The sequence below is a fragment of the Microbulbifer hainanensis genome (assembly GCF_014904735.1).
GTDB classification, from domain to species: Bacteria; Pseudomonadota; Gammaproteobacteria; order Pseudomonadales; family Cellvibrionaceae; genus Microbulbifer; species Microbulbifer hainanensis.
In genome coordinates, this window is sequence record NZ_JACZCR010000007.1 from 40096 (window position 1) to 58119 (window position 18024).

The following is an 18024-nucleotide window of genomic DNA, read 5'->3' on the forward strand; positions in this document are numbered from 1 at the left end:
ACACCAACCGGCGCTGCTGCTACGCTTCAAGTCATATAGATGATTGGAGCGCCAACCATGCAATCACTTGATCGTCCGACGACCGGAGGCCGCTACCTGGTCCTGCTACTTGCCATTAGCCTGCTGTTCTCCGCCCTGCAGTTGCGCGCCGGCGATGAGGGGCTCGGGGACGATTTCTGGGAGAAATACGACGATATTGCCGACTGGATTACCCTGCGGCTGAAGCTGACACCGGAACAGGAAAGAGTCGCCCTGCCCATTCTCCAGGAGGATTTTGAAAAGAAGAAGGAAATGCTGAAAAGTTATGGTTTCCTCTCCGGCAGCAAGCCCAAGCTCAGCACCAAGCAGAAAGAGGAAATCGACGCGAAAATGATCGCCATCCGCGCCGAAACCCGGGCGAAACTGGTCGACCTGCTGGATGCAACGCAGCTTGCGGAACTGAAAAAGATTCAGCGGGAATACCACGAGGAGTTTCGCCGCCGCCTGGCCGAGTACTGACACCCGGCAGATAAAAAAAGAGCGGCCACTGGCCGCTCTTTGGAGAAGTTTCCGAATCGATGGCGGTTACAGTTTCATATCGCCAAAGAAATTCTTCACACCTTCAAACCAGCCCGTCTGACGCGGCGAGTTTTTCTTCTCGCTGAGGGTACCGGCGAACTCTTCCAGCAACTCTTTCTGCTTGCCGGACAGGTTGACCGGGGTTTCCACCACAACGCGACACAGCAGGTCGCCCGGCGCGCCGCCGCGCACCGGCGTCACGCCCTTGCTGCGCAGGCGGAACAGTTTGCCGGTCTGGCTCTCTGCGGGGATCTTCAGCTTGACCTTGCCGTCCAGCGTCGGCACTTCCAGCTCGCCACCGAGCGCCGCCGTCACAAAACTGATCGGCACTTCACAGTAGAGGTTCTTGCCATCGCGCTGGAACAGCTCGTGCTCGCGCACGACGACCTGCACATACAGGTCGCCGGCAGGCCCGCCGTCGGGACCGGCTTCACCCTCGCCGGACAGGCGGATACGGTCGCCAGTATCGACGCCCGGTGGTACTTTCACCGACAGGGTCTTGGTCTCTTCCACACGGCCGCGGCCATGGCAGCTGCCACAGGGATCGGAAATGATGGTTCCGCGACCGCGACAGTTGGGGCAGGTCTGCTGTACAGAGAAAAAGCCCTGCTGCATCCGCACCTGACCGACACCGCCACAGGTACCACAGGTCTGCGGCGATGAACCCGGCTTGGCGCCGGAGCCGTGACAGGTATTACAGGAAGCCAGGGTCGGCACGCGGATCTTGACCGTGGTGCCTCGCACCGCGTCTTCCAGGTCCAGCTCCAGGTCGTAGCGCAGGTCGGAGCCCCTGGCAGGCCCACTGCGGCGACCGCCACCCCCACCGCCAAAAATATCGCCGAAGACGTCGCCGAAAATATCGGAGAAACCGCCGAAGCCACCGGCGCCACCGCCGCCCATCTGGCCTTCCACACCGGCGTGGCCAAACTGGTCGTAGGCCGCCTTTTTCTGCGGATCAGACAGGACTTCGTAGGCCTCGTTGGCCTCCTTGAACTTGTTCTCCGCCTCTTTATCGTCAGGATTGCGGTCCGGGTGGTATTTCATCGCCACCCGGCGGTAGGCCTTCTTCAGATCCTTTTCCGAGGCACTCCGATCGACATCAAGGACTTCGTAATAATCGCGTTTCGACATAAAAATGGGTTCTCTGGCCCGGCTTCGCGGCCGGCCAAACTCTGTTCTTTTACTATCCGGTTGCTAGCCACACCCCGGGTCCCTCCCGATCCGGGGTCACCACCGGTCGCCCTGGGGGCGCAATCACCGGTGGATCTGAAACAACACAGGGCGCGGGGCCGATTTGGTAATGGCGCCGCGCCCTGGTGCCCCGGCAATCGCGGCCAGTAGCCGCAGGTGCCGGGAAGTAAGCGAGAGCTTACTTGTCTTCTTTCTTGTCGTCTTTAACTTCTTCGAATTCGGCGTCCACGGCGTCGTCACCACCAGCCGGTTCCTCGGCCTGGGCGCCAGCGGCACCTTCCGCACCACCGGCGGCCTGGGCCTGCTCGGCATACATCTTCTGTGCCAGCGGGCCAGAGGCTTCGGTCAGCTTGTTGGTAGCCGCTTCCATCGCCGCCTTGTCGTTGCCTTTGACGGCTTCCTCGGCTTCGGAGATGGCCGCCTCGATCGCGGACTTCTCTTCGGCAGTCGCCTTGTCACCGGCCTCTTCCAGGGTTTTCTTGGTCGCGGAAATCAGGCCGTCGAGAGTGTTGCGGGTGGTTACCAGCTCCTCGAACTGCTTGTCCGCTTCGGCATTAGCCTCGGCATCCTGGACCATCTTGTCGATCTCTTCCTCGGACAGGCCGGAAGAGGCCTTGATCACGATGGACTGCTCTTTGCCGGTGGCCTTGTCCTTCGCGTGTACGTGCAGGATACCGTTGGCATCGATATCGAAGGTTACTTCGATCTGCGGCACACCGCGCGGAGACGGCGGAATGTCGGCGAGGTCGAAACGCCCCAGGGACTTGTTCTGCGCGGCCTGCTTGCGCTCACCCTGTACCACGTGAATGGTCACGGCAGTCTGGTTATCGTCAGCCGTAGAGAAGGTCTGCGACTTCTTGGTCGGGATCGTAGTGTTCTTGTCGATCAGCGGGGTGGCCACACCACCCATGGTTTCGATACCCAGGGTCAGCGGAGTCACGTCCAGCAACAGTACGTCCTTGACGTCGCCGCCCAGTACCGCACCCTGAATCGCAGCGCCCACAGCCACCGCTTCGTCCGGGTTGACGTCTTTGCGCGGCTCTTTGCCGAAGAACTCGGTAACCTTCTGCTGCACCATCGGCATGCGGGTCTGACCGCCTACCAGAATCACTTCGTCCACACCGGAAGCAGACAGGTCCGCATCTTTCAGGGCGATTTTTACCGGCTCCAGGGAGCGGGTTACCAGGTCTTCCACCAGGCTCTCGAGCTTGGCACGCGTCATTTTCACGACCAGGTGCTTGGGACCGGTGGCGTCTGCGGTGATATACGGCAGGTTCACTTCGGTCTGCTGGCTGGAGGACAGCTCGATCTTGGCTTTTTCCGCGGCCTCTTTCAGGCGCTGCATCGCCAGCGGATCGCCTTTCAGGTCGATGCCCTGCTCTTTCTTGAACTGCTCGGCGAGGTAGTCGATCAGGCGCAGGTCGAAGTCTTCACCACCGAGGAAGGTGTCACCGTTGGTGGACAGCACTTCAAACTGTTTCTCGCCGTCGACGTCGGCGATTTCGATGATGGAGATATCGAAGGTGCCGCCACCCAGGTCGTAAACCGCGATGGTGCGGTCACCACCGGCCTTGTCCATGCCGTAGGCCAGCGCCGCAGCGGTCGGCTCGTTGATGATGCGCTTCACGTCCAGACCGGCAATGCGGCCGGCGTCTTTGGTGGCCTGGCGCTGGGAATCGTTGAAGTAGGCCGGTACGGTGATCACCGCAGCGTCTACCTTCTCACCGAGGAAATCCTCGGCGGTCTTTTTCATTTTCTTCAGGACTTCGGCAGAAATCTGCGGCGGGGCTTTCTTGTCGCCCTTCACTTCTACCCAGGCGTCGCCATTGTCGGCTTCGACGATGCTGTAGGGCACCATCTTGATATCTTTCTGGACGACATCGTCCTTGAACTTGCGGCCGATCAGGCGCTTAACGGCGTACAGGGTGTTCTGCGGGTTAGTCACAGCCTGGCGCTTGGCGGACTGGCCCACCAGCACTTCGTTGTCGTCGGTGAACGCAACGATGGACGGCGTGGTGCGATCGCCCTCGGCGTTCTCGATCACGCGCGCCTTGTCACCTTCCAGAACTGCGACGCAGCTGTTGGTGGTACCCAGGTCGATGCCGATAATTTTTCCCATCTGTTGAATCCTCGTAAGTGTTTCGCGCCGGCGGCCCGGAGGCTCGGCTGCGCATTTGTATTCGGTGTTGCCAGCTATATTGGTGCCGGCCTTACTATTTCAAGGGGCTTTCGCCCAATCTCTTGCCCGATTCTCCGGACAGCGCCTCACGGCGCCTTGCTGACGACGACCATCGCCGGACGCACCAGTCGGCCGTTCAGGCGGTAACCCTTCTGGAACACGTCCAGTACGGTGTTCGGCTCCACATCCCCGTTCGGCACCTGGGTCATGGCCTGGTGCAACTCCGGGTCGAAGGGCTCTCCGGCCGGGTCCACCACCTCGACCGAGTGCTTGGTCAGGGTATCCACGAAGGACTTGCGGGTCAGCTCGATGCCCTCGACGATCGCCTTGTTGGCCTCGTCGCCGGCATCGATGGTCGCCAGTGCACGCTCGAGGTTGTCCACCACCGGCAACAGGTCCTGCAGCAACTTCTCGGTGGCGAACTTGTGTGCCCGCTCCACATCCTGCTGCGCGCGGCGGCGGGCATTCTGCGCCTCGGCCTGGGCGCGCAGCGCCATATCCTTCTCGATCACCAGCTGCTCATGCAGGCCGACTATTTGCGCGTGCAGCGCCTCGGCGCTGTCGGCCTCCGCGTGCAGGGCCTCCTCCGCGTCGTGCTGCTCGTCGGCGGACGGCTCCTCGATCTCGGCGGTATATACCGGCTCGGGCTCGGGGGTGTGTTCGTCGGTCAGCTGTTCTGGCTGTTCAATCTGATCTTCTTCGCTGCGCTCTCTGGCCACTGCTTTCTCCGTCGCGTCGACTGTCAGTTACTTGGATAGATCCGCCCGCACCGCGGGCACTGCTCCCCTATATGGGGCTCAGACCCTGTAGTTCAAGTGGTCTTTTCCCATCGGAGCCGCAGCGCCGGCCGGTAGCGGCGCACAGGCAATATCAACGCAGGTTAATGTGCGCCGGCAGCGCTGGCGAACCCGCAACGATTACTGTATAAATAACCACTGATTTGCGCTGTAGCGCCCTGCTAATAAAAACGGCTTATTACTATGTTGCTGCACCTGTCTATCAGCCAATTCACCCTGGTGGACCAACTGGAGTTGGAATTCGGTCCCGGCACCAGCACCCTCACCGGCGAGACCGGCGCGGGCAAGTCCATCACCCTGGACGCCCTGGGCCTCGCTCTGGGCGACCGCGGGAACGCGGAACTGGTTCGCGCCGGCGCTAAACGCGCGGACATTCACGCGACCTTCGATATCAGTGACCACCCGGAAGCCGCCACCTGGCTGGAAGAACAGGAAATGGACGCCGGCCGCGAGGTGATCCTGCGCCGCGTCATCGGTGCCGATGGCCGCTCCCGTGCCTATATCAATGGCCAGCCAGTGACGCTACTGCAGCTCCGCGCCCTGGGCGAGCAACTGATCGATATCCACAGCCAGCACGAGCACCAGTCCCTGCTGAAGAAGGACACCCACCGGCGCCTGCTGGATGAGTACGCCCAGGCCCAGGAACTGGCCGCCGAGACCCGCATTCACTTCAAGAGCTGGCGCGACCAGTACCGCCGCTACCGCGCCCTGGCCGACAGCGCGGAGGAAACCCAGGCCCGTCGCGACCTGCTCGAGTACCAGCTGGAAGAGCTGGAGCAGCTGAACCTGCAGGCGGGAGAAATCGAGGAGCTGGAGAGCGAGCAGCGCACTCTGGCCAATGCCGGCGAAATCCTGAGCGGCAGTTATCAGCTGGCAGCAATGCTGTCCGGCGGTGAAGGCGATATCGCCGAGCAACTGCACCGCGCCCTGCAACTGATGTCGGCAATGCCCGAACAGTCGCCGGCGCTGGCGGAGGTGGCGCAGATGCTCGACAGCGCGCGCATCCAGGTGGATGAGGCCGCCGGCACCCTGTCCCGACATATCGACGGTTTCGAGATGGATCCGGAGCGCCTGGCCGAGGTGGAGGAACGCCTCAGCGCCATTTACCAGACGGCGCGCAAGCACCGCGTACAACCCGACGAACTACCGCAGCTACAGCAGCAACTGCAGACCGAACTGGACGAAATCGGCGCACCGGATGCCCTCGACCGGCTCGCTACCGAGTGCGAGAAGCTGGAACAGCAGTTCCGCGCCACTGCCGCCAAACTGAGCGCACTCCGCGCAGACGCCGCCCTGCGCCTGGCCGAAGCCGTCAATGCCCAGCTGGCAGACCTGGCCATGCCCCACGCGCGGGTCGAACTGGCACTGCAATCCCTCGAGAACCCGGCCGCCAGCGGGCTCGAAGAGGTGGAGATCCTGATTTCAACCAACCCGGGCCAGCCGCCACGGCCACTCGGCAAGATCGCGTCCGGTGGTGAACTGTCGCGGGTCAGCCTGGCAATCCAGGTGGTGACGGCCCAGACTTCGCGCACACCGACCCTGGTGTTCGACGAGGTGGACGTCGGCATCGGGGGCGCCACCGGCGATGTGGTTGGGCGCCTGCTGCGCCAGCTGGGGGAAACCCGCAACGGCCGCGCCGGCCAGGTCATCTGTGTCACCCACCTGGCCCAGGTGGCAGCCCGCGCCCACCGCCAGTATCTGGTGGAGAAGCACAGCGATGGCGAGGCGGCATTTGTGTCCCTGCGCGAGCTGAAAAATGGCGATCGCCGGGAAGAAGTCGCACGCATGCTCGGCGGTGAGACCACAGCCCAGTCTCTGGCCCATGCGGAGGAAATGCTGTCCCGCGCCTAGTACCGGGCCCCAACCGTCGACTGGCTGTTCACAAAAAGTGGGCGGAATAGCAGGGGAAAAGACCGAAAATGACCGGGAACTGCAGCAAAGGTCACCCTATACTGCAGCGCTTTGAGCAATTTCGAACCGACCCATGCAAAGAACGATTTTCAATACGCCCATTGTGACACCGCTGCTGCGCCAGCTCGCCCGACTGCTGCTCAAGCTGCACGGCTGGCGCGTGGTCGCCGACCAGCAGGCACTGAAACTGAAGAAGTACGTGCTGCTGGGTGCGCCCCACACCACCAACTGGGACGGCTACTACTTTATTCTCACCGCACTCAAGCTCGGTCTGGTGCCCCAGTGGATGGGCAAGGACAAACTGTTCAAGTTCCCGCTGGGGGGCACCATGCGCTGGTTCGGCGGTATCGCGGTGGACCGCAGCAAGTCGAACAACCTGGTGGAAGCCACTGTGGAACAGTTCAACAAGAGCGATGCGCTGGTCGTAGCGGTGCCGCCGGAAGGTACCCGCGGCGCGGCGGAGCGCTGGAAGACCGGCTTCTACCATATCGCCCGCGGCGCAGCCGTGCCGGTGGTCTGTGGCTTTATCAATTTTGCCAAGAAGGAAGTGGGCTTGGGCCCGGCGATGGAAATGGGTCGGGATCTGGCTGCGGAACTGGTGCGCTTCCGCGACTTCTACGCCGACAAGGTCGGCAAGTTTCCCGAGCGCTATACGCCGCCGGTGGCGTAGCTGACACACAGATAGAAAAACGGGGCCTGCGGGCCCCGTTTTGCATTGCAGCTGAAAGTAATCAGCCTTCTTTTTTCGTCACATAAAGCACCAGGCTGTGGCCGGTCAGCTCGTAACCGTGCTCTTCGGCAATCTGCTGCTGCAACTTCTCGATCTCATCATTGTGAAACTCGATCACCTTACCGGTATCAGTGCAGACCATATGGTCGTGGTGATCGCCGCGATCCAGCTCGAATACCGAGTGGCCGCCATCGAAGTTGTGGCGAATGACCAGGCCGGCACTCTCGAACTGGGTCAGCACCCGGTACACCGTTGCCAGGCCGACATCTTCACCCGCATCCAGCAGCATCTTGTAGACATCTTCGGCGCTCAGATGTTGTTCACTGGCGTTTTCCAGCAGTTGCAGGATCTTTACCCGCGGCAATGTGACTTTAAGGCCGGCTTTGCGCAGTTCCTGATTTTCGTTAGGCATGAATAAGTTTTTCCCGGCAGGATTTTCTAGAGTTCTTCGTTATCTTTACTGTTCGCGCAACGCACCGCTGCCATCCGCTTCGCAGATCGCGGCCGCGCCCGACACGCTCAAAAGGTGTCTGTCAGCGCGCAAACACTTCGGGTATTATCCCACGTTCAGCGGAGTCAGCGGAACCCCAGGCCCTCGCGGGTCATTCAGCGGCAGTTCCGAGCGGTCGGACAGCTGCCGGGGAACTTTCCCAGCCGCCAGGCGCCTATTCTGTTTAACCGTAAACATCCGGCGCGCGGCCCACCGTGTACCAGCCCAGATTCGGGCGAGAACCCCGCTGACTAAGAAGCCAAAAATGGAGCAATGAATGCCGTCTTCCCTGAAAATCCTCGCCATCGCTGGCCTCTGCGCCCTGCTCGGCGCCTGCAGCCTGTTCAAGTTTCCGGGCGTACACCGCATCCCGGTGCAGCAGGGCAATATTGTCACCCAGGAGATGGTCGACCAGCTGAAACCCGGCATGACCCGCCGCCAGGTACGCTTTGTAATGGGCACCTCACTGGTCGAGGACACCTTTAATCCCAATCGCTGGGATTACATCAATCGACTGCGCGACCCCAAAGGCAAGGTGACCGAAAAGCGCTTCACGGTCTACTTCAATGGCGACATTCTGATCGCCACCAGCGGTGACTGGCAGCCAGCCGGCTGGCCCCAGTAACTTCCAATCCGGCCCTCTGGGGCCGGTTTATTGTTGCTGTTGCTGCGCCTGACGCTTGGCCTTTTCCGCGCGCTGTTTTCGCGCCTCTTTGGGATCGGCGATCAGCGGGCGGTAGACTTCGACCCGATCACCGGGCTGCAGCACATACTGATCCGCCGGCGCCAGCCCCTTGGTGCCGAGGGCCTGGCCGAAGATACCCAGCCTGGCACCGGCAGGATCCACTTCCGGATACTCCTCCGGAATTCCCGAGCGCACCAGTGCCTCCAGCGCCGTGGTGCCCGGCTTCACCAACAGGCGAATCAACCGCTGCTCGTGCGGTAGCGCATAGACCACTTCCACTGCGATCGTCTTGATGTCCGTCATTGCTTGCTTCCGTATATTTCTTCGGCGCGCGCGCACATAGCGCCGACCATCTGGTTAGCCAAGTCGCTGAACAGCTTGCCCGCAGCTGCCGCCACCAATCGGTTCTTCAGGCTGAATGCCAGGGAAAAACTCACTTTGCACGCGTCTGGGGCCAGTGGGGTAAATTGCCACAGCCCGGTAAATTGTTCGAAGGGGCCGTCCACCAGCGTCAGGGTCATGCGCTGCGGAGGCTCCAGTTCGTTGCGGGTGACAAAACTCTGGCGAATACCAGCGCGGGACAATTCGAGGCGGGCCTCAAGAGTCTGCGCATCGCTGTACAAAATTTCTGCACCGCGACAACCGGGTAAAAACTGCGGATAACTGGCCACATCATTGACCAGGTCGAACATCTGTTCCGCGCTGAACATCACCAGCGCACTACGCTCTATTTCAGTCATTGTTCCTGCTTATTCCAATACTGCCGGCAATTTTGCCTTTATTGCCGGGCGAGCGGGCGATTTTGCCCGACGACGCTACTCAAGCACCGCAATTCCTGCAACAATCGCATTTTTTAGCCGGCGCCCCCGGACTGCAAGGGTCCGCCAGAGGCTCCCGGTTACTCACTCGACAAGAATAACAGGCAAGCGAGAATACTATGGCCGCAGCGAGAGAACATTTTGGATCACGCCTCGGGTTTATCCTGGCAGCAGCGGGATCCGCCGTCGGCATCGGAAACCTGGTTTCATTTCCGGTGGCCGCCACCAAGAGCGGCGGCGGCGCCTTCCTGGTGGTATATGCCATATTCGTGTTCTTTGTCTGCCTGCCGGTGATGATGGCGGAGCTCGCTCTCGGCCGCAAATCCGACAAGGACCCGGTGGGTGCCTACCGCCAGATGTCTGGCAACTCCCGGATGTGGCATATCCCCGGCTGGCTCGCGCTGATTACCCCTTTCATGATTGCGGTCTTCTACCTCGTGGTCACCGTCTGGGTACTGGGCTACCTGGTAGAAATCGTCATGGGTAATCTGGATCAACTGACCACAGAGGGTTATTTCACCCAGTTCATCAACTCACCACTGGTGTTTGTTTTCCTTGTGATCCTGATGTTGATGATCAACGGCATCCTCGCCCTCGGCGTAAAGGACGGCATCGAGCGCGCAGCGAAAACCCTGATGCCGATGCTATTCGTGATGCTGGTGCTGCTGGTGATCTTCGTACTCACCCGCGAAAACGCAGTGCTCGGGGTCAAGTATTACCTGATCCCGGATTTCGGCAAGATCGACGCCTCGGTGGTCAGCAAGGCCATGGCCCAGGCCTTTTTCTCACTATCATTGGGCATGGGGATCATGATCACCTATGGCTCCTACATGAAGAAACACGACTCGATCCCCGGCTCCGCCCGGGCGGTCGCGGTGACTGACACATTGGTAGCATTTATCGCCGGCCTGCTGATTCTGCCGAGCATTTTTCACTTTAACCCACAGATCGACCCGGCCGATCTGAGCGACTCCTCCGCCGGCATGATCTTCCTGTTCCTGCCGAAGATCTTCCTCGCGCTGCAGGACAGCGTCGGCTACTTCGGGGCCAGCGCCTTCGCCGCCGTGTTCTTCTTCCTGGTACTGGTAGCCGCACTGACCTCCCTGGTTTCCATCATCGAGGTGCCGCTGGCTACCCTGCGCGACGAGCGTGGCATGGAGCGCAAGAAGGCCATTTACACCGTGGGCGCGGTACAATTTGTGCTGGCCATCGGCTGTGCGGTTTCCTTTGGCATGGTGGACTGGTTCACCAACCTTACCCACATTGCCGGGCAGGGAAAATCCTTCTTCGACCTGATCGAGCTGGTGTTCTACGATACTATTTTGCCGCTGAACGGCCTGCTGATCTGCCTGTTCGTGATCTACAAGTGGAAGCGCGTGAACCTCGATCGGGAACTGCAGGATGGCGACCCCACGTTCGCCGGCTCCTTCTCACAGAAATATGTCAACTTCTCCCTGGGCACCTTTATTCCGTTGATCCTGTTCCTGGTCTTCGTCAATACGGTTGCCCTGAAGTTCTTCGGCATCAACCTGCTAGATTTAATTTAAGTTGTATTCATGGCCAAAAAGAAAAAGGCACCGACTTCCAACACCATCGCCCTCAACAAGAAGGCGCGTCACGACTACTTCATCGAGGAGAAGTTCGAGGCGGGCCTGGAGCTGCAGGGCTGGGAAGTAAAGAGCTGTCGCGAGGGCAAGGCACAGCTCACCGACAGCTACGTGATCTTTAAAAATGGTGAGGCCTGGCTGCTGGGTGCGCGCATCCAGCCGCTGCCGAGCGCCTCGACCCACTTCGTCACCGAACCAGATCGCACTCGCCGGCTGCTGCTCAACAAGCGCGAGCTGTCCAAACTGATCGCGGCGGTGGAACAAAAGGGCCACACCGTGGTGGCCACCGCGCTTTACTGGAAAAAACACCTGATCAAGTGTGAGATTGCCCTGGCGAAGGGCAAGGCCATGCACGACAAGCGCGATACGGAAAAGTCGCGCGACTGGAACCGCGAGAAACAGCGCCTGATGCGCACTGAGAACCGCTGATTCCACCGGCTCCGCCGGAAATACCCGGATACCGCGCGGTTCCGGGAACGCAATAACAGAGAAGAATAACGAAGAGAGTGACTATGAGTGCACCGCGAGGACAATTCAGCTCCAACATCGGCTTCCTGATGGCCGCGGCGGGATCCGCCGTTGGCCTCGGCAATATCTGGGGCTTTCCCACCAAGGCCGCCGGCAACGGCGGCGCCGCCTTTGTGGTGGTCTACCTGATCCTGGCCTTCCTGCTCGCCTACCCGGCCCTGATGGCCGAACTGACCATTGGCCGCCATGCGCGCCGCAATATGGTGCAGGCCCTGCGCGGCATTGCCACCGGGCCCATAAGCCGTTTTGTCGGCACCGTTGCCGGCCTCGGAGGCATCCTCGTCGCCTCGCTGATCCTCAGTTTTTACGCCATCGTCGCCGGCTGGATGGTTGCCTACCTGGTAGAGCCATTTGCCTCGCTGGTCGGCGCCAGCCATATCACGGACTGGCTCACCGGCGACAGCCCCGCTCGCAACCTGACCTTCACCGCCATCTTCAGCGGTTTCACCATGCTGATCATTGCCAGCGGCGTGGAAAAAGGTATCGAGCGCTGGTCTACGGTGCTGATGCCCGCACTGATCATCCTGCTCCTGCTCCTGATCGCGTACGTACTGACCCAGGACGGCGCCATGAAGGGGCTCGAGGTCTACCTGATGCCGGACTTCAGCCAGTTCACCCCGGAACTGATGATCTCCGCCATGGGGCAGGCATTCTTCTCCCTGTCCCTGGGGGTTGGCACCATGCTGATCTACGGCTCCTACCTCAGCCAGCAGGAGAGCCTCCCGCGCCTTGGCGCCATGGTGACACTGATCGACGTGGGCATCGCCTTCACCGCCGGGCTGCTGATCCTGCCCGCCATGTATGTCGCGCAGGAAGCCGGCACACAGATCTTCTCTGCCAGCGGGGAACTGATCGCAGGCCCGGGCCTGATCCTGCAGGTTCTGCCAGCGCTGTTTGACAGCATGGGCACTGCCGGCATGTTTGTGGCCATCGCCTTCTTCGCACTGATGGTTATCGCTTCCCTGACTTCCTCCATCTCCATGCTGGAAGTGCCGGTGGCCTTTTCGATCGAAAACCTGGGTATGAAGCGCAAACCGGCCACATTACTGATGGGGCTCATCATCTTTGCGCTCAGCAACATGATCATCTTCAACGTTTACAACTCCGACGATCCCCTGACGATGATTGCCCGCGTCAGCACGGAGTACGGCCAGCCACTGCTGGGCGTGGTTCTGTGCGTGTTCGCCGGCTGGATCTGGCGCCGCGACCAGTTGCTGACAGAGCTGCAGAAGGGACACGAGGATATCGAGCGGACCCTGTTCTGGAAGATCTGGCCCTGGTATGTGCGAATCGTCTGCCCCCTGCTGATCCTGGCCGCCTTTGCCGTCTCCCAGGGGCTGGTCGGCTAGCACAGCAATAATGACCAGACAGCCGCAGACAGCCATACACAGGTATTGTTTGCGGCCGTTTTCGGGTATAATTACCTGACACAAGTGAGTTTCTTTCCGGGGATGACTTGGATTCGACGCCGGTGACGAAACCATGGGTGCATGCCGTGAGGGTAGCGAATCACGTAAATCCAAAGCTGCATTTTATTAGTTGCCAACGACGACAACTACGGTGCCCAACTGGCTGCGTAAGCAGTCCGCGAAGCACTAACTAAGGGTTCGCCCTTAGCGGCCTTCAGTAAGGTTCCAGTACCGCGCTGCAGGCTGTCATACAGAACTGGATCGTCCTGAAGCGTGCCTGACGTGGATGGCCTAAAACTTATTCAGGCTCGCTCTTAACGTCCTGCCCGCTGGGCTGTATAGAGTTAAATCAATAGGCGGAACTAAGCATGTAGAGCCTCTGGCAGAGTGCTGACGGACGCGGGTTCGACTCCCGCCATCTCCACCAAATTAAAAAGGCCCGTTACCGCAAGGTAACGGGCCTTTTTAATTTGGCGAGCTATCGGCAGTGGAACGCAACAGCGCCGGGTTCGATCAACGCGCGCAGCGCGCTAAGACAGCCACCGCCTGCCCCGCAGGGGTGAGGAGCGCAGCGACGAATCACTCCCGCCATACGGACTTCCAGAATCCGAAATTCTCATTATTCCCACTATTTGTACAACATCAATTTCCCCGCATCGCCCCCCAAGGATCAAGCCCTAATGCTGGCCGCTAAATTAACTTTTCGTTAGACTGCTGACGATTTAAGACGACTTTAGGGCTTTAAGCTGGATGCAATTGCCATGACTGCTGAACCGTGGGTTACTGCCGAACAAGTCGCCCAACATCTGGGCGTAGCGAAAGACACCATTTACCGCTGGCGCGAACGCAAGGGGTTGCCCGCGCACAAAATCGGCCGACTGTGGAAATTCCAGCTGTCAGAAGTGGACGAATGGGTTCGCGAAGGCGGCGCCGATGACCAACCGGAAAACGGTCCCAAAACCCAATAATGTACCGCCAGCCGAGCCAAGCGCTATCGCTCTCTTCATGGCGATAGAAAATGGTCGATACGCCGGTAACGGCCCAATGAATCAAAGGTTTCTATCGCCCATTGCATATCAAGCTTGGGTCATAGAACCAGACATCAATACCAACGCGACTCTGGTGCTAAACCGAGCCTATCCGCCGAGATGATGCAAGCAACTTTCCAAGCGCCGCGTTAGGCCTTTTAGCCAAAACGCGCCCCCTGAAGCTACCGAAGCCTAAGAGAAAATACAGAACATGAACAAACAACAACTCGCCGCCAAAATCTGGGAATCCGCCAACCAGATGCGCTCCAAAATTGAAGCAAATGAATATAAAGACTACATACTCGGTTTTATTTTCTACAAATACTTAAGCGACCAGCTGGTCCAATTTGTAAGTGCCCAAGGCATGACGGCCGAGGACATTAAAGCCCTCAATGAAAGCGATGCCGAAACGGTAGAATTTGTGCAAAGCAACCTGGGTTACTTTATTGCCTACAACAACCTTTTTTCGACCTGGATAGATCCAACATCTAACTTTGATGAATCCAATGTGCGCGATGCACTCTCCGCCTTTAGCCGCCTGATATCCCCCAATCACAAAAAACTGTTTGAAGGCATTTTCACCACCCTCGAAACCGGCTTAAGCAAACTCGGCGAAAGCGCCGGAAAACGCACCAAAGCCATCAGTGACTTGCTGCACCTGATTAAAAGCATCCCCATGAATGGCAAGCAAGGCTACGACGTACTGGGTTACATTTACGAATACCTGATTGAAAAGTTCGCCGCCAATGCCGGTAAAAAGGCCGGTGAGTTTTACACTCCGCACGAAGTCTCGGTACTGATGTCACACATCATTGCACACGAGTTACAACATAAAGACACCATTGAAATTTACGACCCGACTTCCGGCTCTGGCTCGCTGCTAATCAATATCGGTGAAGCCGTTACAAAATACGCCAAAAACAAAGACAGCATTACCTATTACGCCCAAGAGCTCAAGGCCAACACCTACAACCTGACGCGTATGAACCTGATCATGCGTGGCATAAAAGCCAACAACATAAAAACCCGCAATGGCGATACACTGGAAGACGACTGGCCTTATTTTGACGAAAACGACCCGCAAGGCACTTACCAGGCTCTGTATGTGAATGCCGTGGTCTCTAACCCACCCTACTCACAGCAGTGGGATCCAAGCCACAAAGAAAATGACCCACGCTATTCGCGGTTTGGCCTAGCCCCCAAAACCAAAGCCGATTTCGCCTTTTTACTGCACGACCTTTATCACCTAAAGCCAGATGGCATTATGACCATTGTCTTGCCCCACGGCGTGCTCTTCAGGGGTGGTGAAGAAGGCGAAATTCGCAAGCAGCTGATTGAGAGCGACCACATTGATGCCATTATCGGCCTGCCCGCCAATATCTTTTTTGGCACCGGCATTCCGACCGTGATTTTGGTGCTCAAACAGAAACGGCAAAATAATGATGTGCTGATTGTGGATGCCTCCAAAAACTTTATAAAAGAAGGCAAAAACAACAAACTGCAAGCCAGCGATATCAAACGCATTGTGGATGCCGTGATTCACCGCGAAAGCCACCCGAAATTTTCGCAAGTGGTGAGCAAGCAAACCCTGCGCGACAACGGCTACAACATTAACATTCCCCGCTATGTGGATTCCTCCTCCGCTGCCGAAAGCTGGGATTTACACGCCACCATGTTAGGCGGCATACCCAATAGCGAAATTGCCCAGTTGCAAGATTACTGGCAAGCCTTGCCGCAATTGCACAGCGCATTATTTACGCCAAAATCAGCCGCTTACAGTGAACTGACACCTGCCAAAGACGCGGTAAATGCCACCATAAGCCAGCACCCGCAAGTACTGAGATTTATTCAGGCTTATACACAAGCCTTTAATGGGTTTGATAAACACTTAGACACCGTTTTGATTCAGGGCTGGCAAACGGCAAACCGCAATCAGATCGAGGCCGATTTAAGCGTAGAGCTATTTACGCGCTTAAGCAGAATTACCTTAATTGACAAATACCACGCCTACCAATTTCTCAACAACCAATGGCAAACCATCTGCGCCGACTTGGAAATGATGCAAACCGAAGGCTTTGCCGCCACTAAACAAGTTGACCCGAATATGGTCATAAAAAGGAAAGACGGCAAAGACACAGAAGTACAAGACGGCTGGAAAGGCCACATACTGCCGTTTGAGTTAGTGCAACAAACCCATTTAAGTGACGACTTGGCCGCACTCGCCAAGCAAGAAAACCGCCTGGCGGAAATCGCAAGCCGCTTAGAAGAAATTCTGGAATCACTCTCTGAGGAAGAAAAAGAGCAAGACACCGTAAAAGAAAGTAAAGATGGCTTTGCCAATGCCGAAGTGGGCAAAGCGGCTAAAACCTTTTTGAAAGAACAAAAAAATAACAAACAAAAGTTTGACACTGAAAGCTACGAAGCCAAAATCATTCAAGCCAGAAAATTAATCGACGAAGAAAAAGCCCTGAAAAAATCGGTTAAAGACGCCGCTACGTCACTGCACTTAAAAACCAAAACCACCATAGAAGGTTTAACGGATGCGCAAGCCAATGAATTGCTGCACCTGAAATGGATAACGCCGCTGTGCAATGCATTAGCGGCAATGCCCAACGCAGTGATTACCCAGATCACCAGCCAAGTACAAGCGCTTGCCGATAAATACGCAGTGACTTATTCGCAAGTAGCGAATGAAATTAAAACCACCGAGCAAGATTTGTCGGAGATGTTAGGCGAACTCACCGGTAATGAGTTTGATATGCAGGGCTTGGCGGAACTCACCAGCTTATTGAAGGGCGAATAAGATGAGTGTGTATAAGAATGTGCCTGAGATTCGGTTTAAAGGGTTTAGTGGCGAATGGATCGAAAATTATCTAGGTGGTTTAATAGATATTAGATCTGCCGCGCGAGTTCATAAAGAGCAATGGACGGAAGCAGGTGTCCCATTTTTTAGAACGAGCGATGTTGTATCTATTTACAAGGGGGCGAAAAACACTAAGGCTTACATTTCTCAAGAGGTTTATCAAGGTCTATCTGAAAAAATTGGCAAGGTAACAAAAGACGATCTACTTATAACGGGTGGCGGCTCGATTGGCATTCCTTACCTAGTGCCGAACGACGATCCCTTATATTTCAAAGATGCAGATTTGCTTTGGCTAAAGAACAATAAAAAGTTCGATGGCTATTTTCTATATGCTTTTCTCTTAAGCCAACCCTTCAGACAGTACATTAAAAGCATCTCCCATACAGGAACCATTGCCCACTACACAATTGAGCAAGCGAAATCAACCCCAATAAATACTTGCGACAACGAAGAACAAACCGCCATCGGCAACTACTTCCAAAAAATCGACAACCTAATCAACCAACACCAACAAAAGCATGACAAGCTCAGCAATATTAAACAAGCCATGCTGGAAAAGATGTTCCCCAAACAAGGCGAAACCATTCCAGAAATCCGCTTTAAAGGGTTTAGTGGGGAGTGGTCGGAGAAGGAGCTAAATAGTGAAGTCGAACTTTTTAGTGGACTAACGTACTCACCTAAAGATATTCGCAAAGAAGGGACATTTGTAATTCGCTCATCAAATGTAAAAAACGGCCAACTAGTTCAAGCGGATAACGTTTACGTCGACCCTGAAGTGGTTAATTGTAGCAATGTGAAAAAAGGTGACGTCATTGTTGTCGTTCGTAACGGATCAAGATCCTTAATTGGAAAACATGCGCAAGTAACTTCAGGCATGAAAAACACTGTCATTGGAGCATTTATGACAGGAATTAGAAGTAAGCAGCCTGGGTTTATAAATGCCTTATTTGATACTAGTCAATTTACAGCAGAGGTTGAAAAAAACTTGGGGGCAACTATAAACCAGATCACCAATGGCGCCTTCAATAACATGGTCTTTATGTTTCCAGGCGATGACGAACAAGCAGCCATCGGAAACTACTTCCAAAAGCTCGACACCCTAATCAACCAACACCAACAACAAATCACCAAACTCAATAACATCAAGCAAGCCTGCTTGAGCAAAATGTTTGTCTAGCAGGGAGCAAGCCATGACCACCTTTAAAACCGAAGCGGAATTTGAGCAGGCGT

The 18024-nt window shown here is 56.8% G+C and carries 16 protein-coding genes and 1 other RNA gene; 11 read left to right on the top strand and 6 right to left on the bottom strand.

Features of this window, described 5'->3' with window-relative positions:
- Positions 1 to 57: 57 nt before the first annotated feature.
- Complete coding sequence (locus IG168_RS02610) at positions 58 to 498, top strand: hypothetical protein (RefSeq protein WP_193161593.1); 441 nt, start codon at positions 58 to 60, stop codon at positions 496 to 498.
- Between the two features lie 66 nt (positions 499 to 564).
- On the opposite strand, the gene dnaJ is transcribed toward IG168_RS02610, so the two are convergent.
- The 3 genes from dnaJ to grpE all read right to left on the bottom strand — a co-directional run bounded on the left by dnaJ (position 565) and on the right by grpE (position 4647).
- Positions 565 to 1689 carry a molecular chaperone DnaJ gene (dnaJ, locus tag IG168_RS02615; protein WP_193161594.1) on the bottom strand — a complete coding sequence of 375 codons (1125 nt, stop codon included), beginning with the start codon at positions 1687 to 1689 and terminating at the stop codon, positions 565 to 567.
- Positions 1690 to 1927: 238 nt separating this feature from the next.
- Entirely contained in the window at positions 1928 to 3868 is a 1941-nt protein-coding gene (gene dnaK, locus IG168_RS02620; protein WP_193161595.1) for a molecular chaperone DnaK, read from the bottom strand.
- A 146-nt stretch (positions 3869 to 4014) separates the two neighbouring features.
- Positions 4015 to 4647 carry a nucleotide exchange factor GrpE gene (gene grpE, locus IG168_RS02625; RefSeq protein WP_193161596.1) on the bottom strand — a complete coding sequence of 211 codons (633 nt, stop codon included), beginning with the start codon at positions 4645 to 4647 and terminating at the stop codon, positions 4015 to 4017.
- A 261-nt stretch (positions 4648 to 4908) separates the two neighbouring features.
- On the opposite strand from grpE, the gene recN reads away from it, so the two are divergent.
- Together recN and IG168_RS02635 are read left to right on the top strand one after the other, a co-directional pair.
- Positions 4909 to 6576: a DNA repair protein RecN gene (gene recN / locus IG168_RS02630; RefSeq protein WP_193161597.1), complete on the top strand. Its 1668-nt coding sequence runs from the start codon at positions 4909 to 4911 to the stop codon at positions 6574 to 6576.
- Positions 6577 to 6709: 133 nt separating this feature from the next.
- On the top strand, positions 6710 to 7306 hold the full coding sequence (locus IG168_RS02635; RefSeq protein WP_193161598.1) for a 1-acyl-sn-glycerol-3-phosphate acyltransferase: 597 nt from the start codon (positions 6710 to 6712) through the stop codon (positions 7304 to 7306).
- Positions 7307 to 7367: 61 nt separating this feature from the next.
- Here the strand turns inward: IG168_RS02635 and fur are convergent, their stop codons facing one another.
- Positions 7368 to 7778 carry a ferric iron uptake transcriptional regulator gene (fur, locus tag IG168_RS02640; RefSeq protein WP_193161599.1) on the bottom strand — a complete coding sequence of 137 codons (411 nt, stop codon included), beginning with the start codon at positions 7776 to 7778 and terminating at the stop codon, positions 7368 to 7370.
- A gap of 355 nt (positions 7779 to 8133) precedes the next feature.
- Here fur and IG168_RS02645 point away from each other — a divergent pair, with 355 nt between their 5' ends.
- Positions 8134 to 8481 (top strand): outer membrane protein assembly factor BamE, encoded by a 348-nt coding sequence (locus IG168_RS02645; protein ID WP_193161600.1) that lies wholly within the window; start codon positions 8134 to 8136, stop codon positions 8479 to 8481.
- A gap of 27 nt (positions 8482 to 8508) precedes the next feature.
- Here IG168_RS02645 and IG168_RS02650 read toward each other — a convergent pair whose 3' ends face one another.
- Positions 8509 to 8844, bottom strand: coding sequence for an RnfH family protein (locus IG168_RS02650; protein ID WP_193161601.1), 336 nt, complete (start codon positions 8842 to 8844; stop codon positions 8509 to 8511).
- Positions 8841 to 9281 carry a type II toxin-antitoxin system RatA family toxin gene (locus tag IG168_RS02655; RefSeq protein ID WP_193161602.1) on the bottom strand — a complete coding sequence of 147 codons (441 nt, stop codon included), beginning with the start codon at positions 9279 to 9281 and terminating at the stop codon, positions 8841 to 8843. The genes IG168_RS02650 and IG168_RS02655 overlap by 4 nt, the downstream gene beginning before the upstream one ends.
- A 197-nt stretch (positions 9282 to 9478) precedes the next feature.
- Between IG168_RS02655 and IG168_RS02660 the strand changes: the two genes are divergently transcribed.
- From IG168_RS02660 to IG168_RS02690, 7 genes are all read left to right on the top strand, one after another.
- The gene (locus tag IG168_RS02660) at positions 9479 to 10906 is read left to right on the top strand and encodes a sodium-dependent transporter (RefSeq protein WP_193161603.1); all 1428 of its coding nucleotides are present in this window, start codon (positions 9479 to 9481) and stop codon (positions 10904 to 10906) included.
- Between the two features lie 9 nt (positions 10907 to 10915).
- The gene (smpB, locus tag IG168_RS02665) at positions 10916 to 11395 is read left to right on the top strand and encodes an SsrA-binding protein SmpB (RefSeq protein WP_193161604.1); all 480 of its coding nucleotides are present in this window, start codon (positions 10916 to 10918) and stop codon (positions 11393 to 11395) included.
- An 83-nt stretch (positions 11396 to 11478) separates the two neighbouring features.
- A complete protein-coding gene (locus tag IG168_RS02670; protein ID WP_193161605.1) occupies positions 11479 to 12843 on the top strand; it encodes a sodium-dependent transporter in 1365 nt (454 codons plus the stop codon).
- Positions 12844 to 12941: 98 nt separating this feature from the next.
- Positions 12942 to 13330: a transfer-messenger RNA gene (gene ssrA / locus IG168_RS02675) on the top strand.
- Between the two features lie 319 nt (positions 13331 to 13649).
- Positions 13650 to 13871 (top strand): helix-turn-helix domain-containing protein, encoded by a 222-nt coding sequence (locus tag IG168_RS02680; RefSeq protein ID WP_226876472.1) that lies wholly within the window; start codon positions 13650 to 13652, stop codon positions 13869 to 13871.
- A 271-nt stretch (positions 13872 to 14142) separates the two neighbouring features.
- A complete protein-coding gene (locus IG168_RS02685) occupies positions 14143 to 16734 on the top strand; it encodes a type I restriction-modification system subunit M (RefSeq protein WP_193161607.1) in 2592 nt (863 codons plus the stop codon).
- 1 nt (position 16735) lies between these two features.
- A complete protein-coding gene (locus tag IG168_RS02690) occupies positions 16736 to 17971 on the top strand; it encodes a restriction endonuclease subunit S (protein WP_193161608.1) in 1236 nt (411 codons plus the stop codon).
- Positions 17972 to 18024: the final 53 nt, after the last annotated feature.